This is a genomic window from Thermoactinomyces vulgaris (genome assembly GCF_003688725.1).
Taxonomy (GTDB): Bacteria; Bacillota; Bacilli; order Thermoactinomycetales; family Thermoactinomycetaceae; genus Thermoactinomyces; species Thermoactinomyces vulgaris.
The window spans coordinates 1-5,238 of record NZ_REFP01000004.1; the positions used below are offsets into that span (position 1 = coordinate 1).

Below are 5,238 nucleotides of genomic sequence, written 5' to 3' on the forward strand. Positions count from 1 at the left end.
TTGCTTCTTCCATCCTCATTTTCAGGGTGTGTTCATGTGCCCTTAGCTCAGCTGGATAGAGCGTCTGACTACGGATCAGAAGGTCGGGAGTTCGAATCTTCCAGGGCACGCCAATCAAATTGTCTGGTGACCATAGCGGAGGGGATCCACCCGTTCCCATCCCGAACACGGAAGTTAAGCCCTCCAGCGCCGATGGTACTTGGGGATGACCCCTGGGAGAGTAGGTCGTTGCCAGGCGAATTGTCACCCAAACCACCTTCAGCAAGACTGCTGAAGGTGGTTTTTTTATGTTTCATGCGCATTTAAGGTATCTTTTTTTAAAAATATAAATTTAGCAATTTAAATTTTACATATTTGGAGTATCCTATTGAGAAAAATTGCCAAAAAGGTTTATGTGAAGATAAAAAATATGAATATTGAAAAAGTGTTTTTACCTTTGCCGGTACGAAGAAAACGGGGATGATTTTCAGAGAAGAGGGATCAAGGGCAAAGTGATCGTGAATCTGAAATCTTCTGCTCTCATTCCAATGCACAAGAGGGGACCGGCTTGCAACCGGAATTTGCAATGATAAATAAAATCTTTTGGTTTTTTTAGGATGATAATTTTTAGTTGAGATATTTCTTTATAAAATATATAATAAAATTGTCATTATTACCTTGTCGCCTGTATTGTCTGATTAATTTAAAATTGATTTTTTATGAATTATCGAATTATTTTTGAAAGGTGTGAGGCTATGAAGAAGATTTCCTTGACGAAAAAGATTTTGATCGGGATCTTGCTCGGTCTGATAGTTGGTGTTATTCTTAATCTTTATTTTCCATCTGCATTTGTCGTCTTGAATCAATATTTATTTGACCCGGTCAGTAATTTATTTATTAAAGCAATTAAAATGGTTGTCGTTCCTCTTGTGTTTTTCTCGCTGGTTTCGGGAGCTGCCGGCATTGCCGATCCGAAAAAACTGGGGCGCATCGGCGGGAAAACGATTATCCTGTATATTCTGACAACGGCAATCGCCATTACTTTTGCCATTATTTTGGCAAATATCATCCAGCCGGGAACCGGGGTTACGATTGACCAACCGGCGGAAGAAGTGAAAGTGGATAAGCCGCCGAGCATGATTGATACCCTGGTGAATATCGTTCCGGAAAACCCGGTGAAAGCCATGGCTGAGGCGGAAATGCTGCAAATTATCTTTTTCGCTTTGCTGTTTGGAATTGGAATCGCTTTATTGGGGGATAAGGCCAATCGCATCAGAGAAGTGATTGAACAGGGAAATGAAGTGACATTGAAACTGGTTACCCTTGTTATGGCCACAGCCCCTTATGCGGCATTTGCCTTGATGGCCCGGGCGATCGGGGAATCCGGGATCGAGTTGATCGGTTCCATGGCGATATACATGATCACCCTGTTGCTGGCGTTGTTGTTGCATATGGGTGTGACATACAGTACACTGCTTGCCGTATTTGCGAAGATGAATCCGATTTTCTTTTTCAAACGCATGATGAGGGCGATGGAAGTTGCCTTTACGACCAGCAGCAGTGCCGCCACCCTGCCGGTGACCATGGATGTGGCGGAAAATGACTTTAAAGTCCCGAAATCGATCAGCAGTTTTGTGTTGCCGCTCGGCGCCACGATCAACATGGACGGAACGGCCATCATGCAGGGGGTTGCCGCCATTTTCATCGCCCAGTTATATGGAATTCCGTTGGGGATTGATGATCAGCTCATGATTATTTTGACCGCAACCCTTGCGTCAATTGGTACGGCCGCTGTTCCGGGAGCCGGAATGATTATGTTGACTTTGGTGTTGCAATCGGTGGGGCTGCCGGTTGAAGGGATTGCCATTGTACTCGGTGTGGACCGCTTGCTGGATATGAGCCGTACGGCAACCAACATTGCCGGGGATGCCTGTGTCGCGGTCGTTGTTGCCAAAGGTGAAGAAACAAGACAGCAACAAGAAGGTTCAGCTGCGTGATCTTCAGTGGCATCAAGGGGAAAAAAGACGGGATTCCCGTCTTTTTTTTGTTGAAAAAGGGGTTGCGTTTTTTTCGAACCTGTGTTAAATTATATCAGCGTGAGATGATTTTCTAATTTCCATAACATTTTGCGGTCGTGGTGGAATTGGCAGACACGCTATCTTGAGGGGGTAGTGGCCTTTTGGCCGTGCGAGTTCGAGTCTCGCCGACCGCACCAGTTGCGGGTGTAGTTCAGTGGTAGAACATCGGCCTTCCAAGCCGAATGCGAGGGTTCGATTCCCTTCACCCGCTCCAGAGCATCCGCTCCCTTAGCTCAGTTGGCAGAGCGCTTCCATGGTAAGGAAGAGGTCACCAGTTCGAGCCTGGTAGGGAGCTCCATGAAACGGCCCGTTGGTGAAGTGGTTTAACACACCAGCCTTTCACGCTGGCATGCAGGGGTTCGAATCCCCTACGGGTCACCAAATGCGGAGCTGTGGTGTAGAGGCCTAACATGCCTGCCTGTCACGCAGGAGATCGCGGGTTCGAATCCCGTCAGCTCCGCCATTTTTTTTGGATGGCGGCCGTGGCGAAGTGGTTAACGCACCGGATTGTGGCTCCGGCATTCGTGGGTTCGATTCCCACCGGTCGCCCCATATGCGGAAGTGGCTCAGGGGTAGAGCATCGCCTTGCCAAGGCGAGGGTCGCGGGTTCGAATCCCGTCTTCCGCTCCAAACAAACCGATAACCAAGCAAAGCTGCAAGTGATTTAAAACTTGCAGCTTTTTTCTTTGCTAAAAAGGTGTTCCCTGGAATGTTTACATATTTTTTATTCAATTACAAATTAAATCAATTTTATCCAATTTTAAGAAGGAAATTGAAAAAAGATGTGGAAAACTAATTCCCCGTAAGGGGGTACATAAAATGACAAAAAAATGGATTAAACTTGCTCAAGTTGTTTTGTCGTTGGTTTCGTTGTTGGTAATCAGCTTACATCCGGCCGTTTCATCAGCGGCAGACGATGCGGATGTACAAGCGAAGCTCAAATCGTTGGTTGAAGCAAATGTTTTAAAGCCGATTCCTTTTAAGGGAAATTGCACCTCGATTCAATTCAAAGTACAGGTGGGAAGCGTTTTTAAGTTGGTTGATCTTCCCGACACCCCGCTAAAAGTGGTGGTGCCTTATGAAATTTACTGGTATCCGGCTTCCGATCAAGCGTTGGTGAACGGGAAGAAAGTGGATCAGGGAGTACTGGATGTAAAAGAAGACAACGAAACTCTTTTTGTGAAATATGATCCCAGGTCCAATCCAAACGGCGCCAAAGGGACGTATGTTTTAAAAGTAAGATTGAACATAAACAATGAAGTCATCGGGAAGATCTTGATTGCAAAACTGGTGTTCAACCATGATTGCGGATCGGATCAACCGGGGGCGCCCGATGATCCAGGAAGCGGCCAACCGAATGACCCGAATAATCCCGATGATCCCGGAAACCAGGATGATCCGAAAAATCCCGGAAACGGTGGTGATCAGCCCGGCGATGACAATCAAAAGGGTGGTTCCAAACAGCCTCAAGGAGGAAAGTTGCCCAAGACCGCGACGTCATATGGAACCGGAATGATGTTTGGACTTGGGGGAATCCTGGCCGGGATGGTACTTCTGTCCGTTGCAATGAAAAGAAAATCCCTTTTGGGTTAATCTTTTCCGGATCCGGAGAAAAGAAGGAAGGCCTGTGACAATGCAGGCCTTTTTCTTTACGCAAATGATCTGAAAGGAGGTTTGCCATCCGTTGCCGCGATTTAAAGATGCCGATCTGCGGCGATTTGCCGAAACAGTGCTCAAAGCGGTCGGAGTTTCTCAAAAAGATGCGAAAATAATAACGGATTCATTGATACAAGCCAACTTGGAAGGAATCGACAGCCATGGCATCAGCCGTTTGCCGGTTTATGTGCGCAGGATGATGGAAGGCAGAATTTCCGTGCGCCCGTGTCTTCGGATCATTCAACACGGATCGGCGTTAAACGTGGATGGAGACAACGGGTTGGGGCAAGTGGTTTCTTACCGTTCGCTGGAAGCGGCGATTCCCGTTGCAAAAAAACTGGGCATGGCCGGTGTCTTTATTCGTCGCAGCAATCATAACGGCACAGGTTCGTTTTACTGCCAGCAAGCCATGCGGGAGAATATGGTGCTGATCGCCATGACCAATACCCCGCCGGGCATTGTGCCAACCGGAGGCAGAGAACCGCGGCTGGGGACCAATCCGGTTGCTTTCGGTTTTCCGGTGAACGACGGTCCACCGTTGATTGTTGACTTGGCCACCAGTATGGTTGCAAGAGGCAAAGTGATTTTGGCCGCCCGCGAAAAGAAACCGATTCCCAAGGGCTGGGCCGTTGATGAAAACGGAATGGATACAACGGATCCTTCGGCCGCACTCAAAGGGGCGATGCTGCCGTTGGGGGGAGCCAAGGGATATGCTCTGGCATGTGCAATTGAGATGTTTTGCGGGGTCTTAAGCGGTGCCGCCTTCGGGAAAAATGTAGTCAGCATCTATGAAGAGAAGGCTGGCTTTGCTGGTGTGGGACACCATTTCATCCTGTATCATGTGCCGCATTTCATGTCATTAAAGGAATATGACAAACGGATGAACGCCTTTTTGCGGATGTTGAAAGAAACACCTCCTTCCACAAACAGTGATGGCGTTTATTATCCGGGAGAAAGGAGATATCAAAGATATTTGCAAAGAAAAAAACAAGGAATTCCTCTTTCGGATGAAGTGGTGAAGGATTTGAATGACATGGCGAAAAGCCTTTCGGTACAAGGGGTTTACCAGGGAGAATAAAGTTCTTCTGTGTGATTTATAATAGAGAGAGAAAAAAATTAATTTTTTTGTTGACAAGTGATCAAATATGGGTTAATATATTCAACGTTGTCGCGAAAAACTGCTGCATGACTTGTTCCTTGAAAACTGAAGAGTGAAGACATGACTCGTTAATTCTTGAGAGTTCACATCAAACTTTTTTGGAGAGTTTGATCCTGGCTCAGGATGAACGCTGGCGGCGTGCCTAATACATGCAAGTCGAGCGGGAGAATCATCCTTCGGGATGAGGATCCAGCGGCGAACGGGTGAGTAACACGTGGGCAACCTGCCCGCAGGACCGGGATAACTCCGGGAAACCGGGGCTAATACCGGATAGTCCTTTTCCCCGCATGGGGAAAAGGGGAAAGGCGGCTTCGGCTGTCACTTGCGGATGGGCCCGCGGCGCATTAGCTGGTTGGTGAGGTAACG

The 5,238-nt window shown here is 47.5% G+C and carries 3 protein-coding genes, 8 tRNA genes and 2 rRNA genes; all 13 read left to right on the forward strand.

The features are described 5' to 3' along the window. Positions 1-36 precede the first annotated feature (36 nt). A tRNA-Arg gene (locus tag ATH33_RS00260) sits at positions 37-113 on the forward strand. A gap of 9 nt (positions 114-122) precedes the next feature. Next, positions 123-237: ribosomal RNA gene (gene rrf / locus ATH33_RS00265) — 5S ribosomal RNA — on the forward strand. Between the two features lie 506 nt (positions 238-743). Beyond that, a complete protein-coding gene (locus ATH33_RS00270) occupies positions 744-1,976 on the forward strand; it encodes a dicarboxylate/amino acid:cation symporter (protein WP_121873922.1) in 1,233 nt (410 codons plus the stop codon). A 131-nt stretch (positions 1,977-2,107) separates the two neighbouring features. After that, positions 2,108-2,194: transfer RNA gene (locus ATH33_RS00275), tRNA-Leu, on the forward strand. Positions 2,195-2,197: 3 nt separating this feature from the next. Continuing rightward, a tRNA-Gly gene (locus ATH33_RS00280) sits at positions 2,198-2,271 on the forward strand. Positions 2,272-2,279: 8 nt separating this feature from the next. After that, a tRNA-Thr gene (locus ATH33_RS00285) sits at positions 2,280-2,355 on the forward strand. Positions 2,356-2,361: 6 nt separating this feature from the next. Continuing rightward, positions 2,362-2,438: transfer RNA gene (locus tag ATH33_RS00290), tRNA-Glu, on the forward strand. A gap of 5 nt (positions 2,439-2,443) precedes the next feature. Continuing rightward, positions 2,444-2,520 (forward strand) — tRNA-Asp (locus ATH33_RS00295). 13 nt (positions 2,521-2,533) lie between these two features. After that, a tRNA-His gene (locus ATH33_RS00300) sits at positions 2,534-2,609 on the forward strand. A gap of 3 nt (positions 2,610-2,612) precedes the next feature. Next, a tRNA-Gly gene (locus ATH33_RS00305) sits at positions 2,613-2,687 on the forward strand. 189 nt (positions 2,688-2,876) lie between these two features. After that, entirely contained in the window at positions 2,877-3,650 is a 774-nt protein-coding gene (locus tag ATH33_RS00310; protein ID WP_121873921.1) for a hypothetical protein, read from the forward strand. Between the two features lie 91 nt (positions 3,651-3,741). Continuing rightward, positions 3,742-4,791, forward strand: coding sequence for an Ldh family oxidoreductase (locus ATH33_RS00315; protein ID WP_049720529.1), 1,050 nt, complete (start codon positions 3,742-3,744; stop codon positions 4,789-4,791). Positions 4,792-4,967: 176 nt separating this feature from the next. Continuing rightward, positions 4,968-5,238 (forward strand): 16S ribosomal RNA (locus tag ATH33_RS00320); the annotation flags it as partial.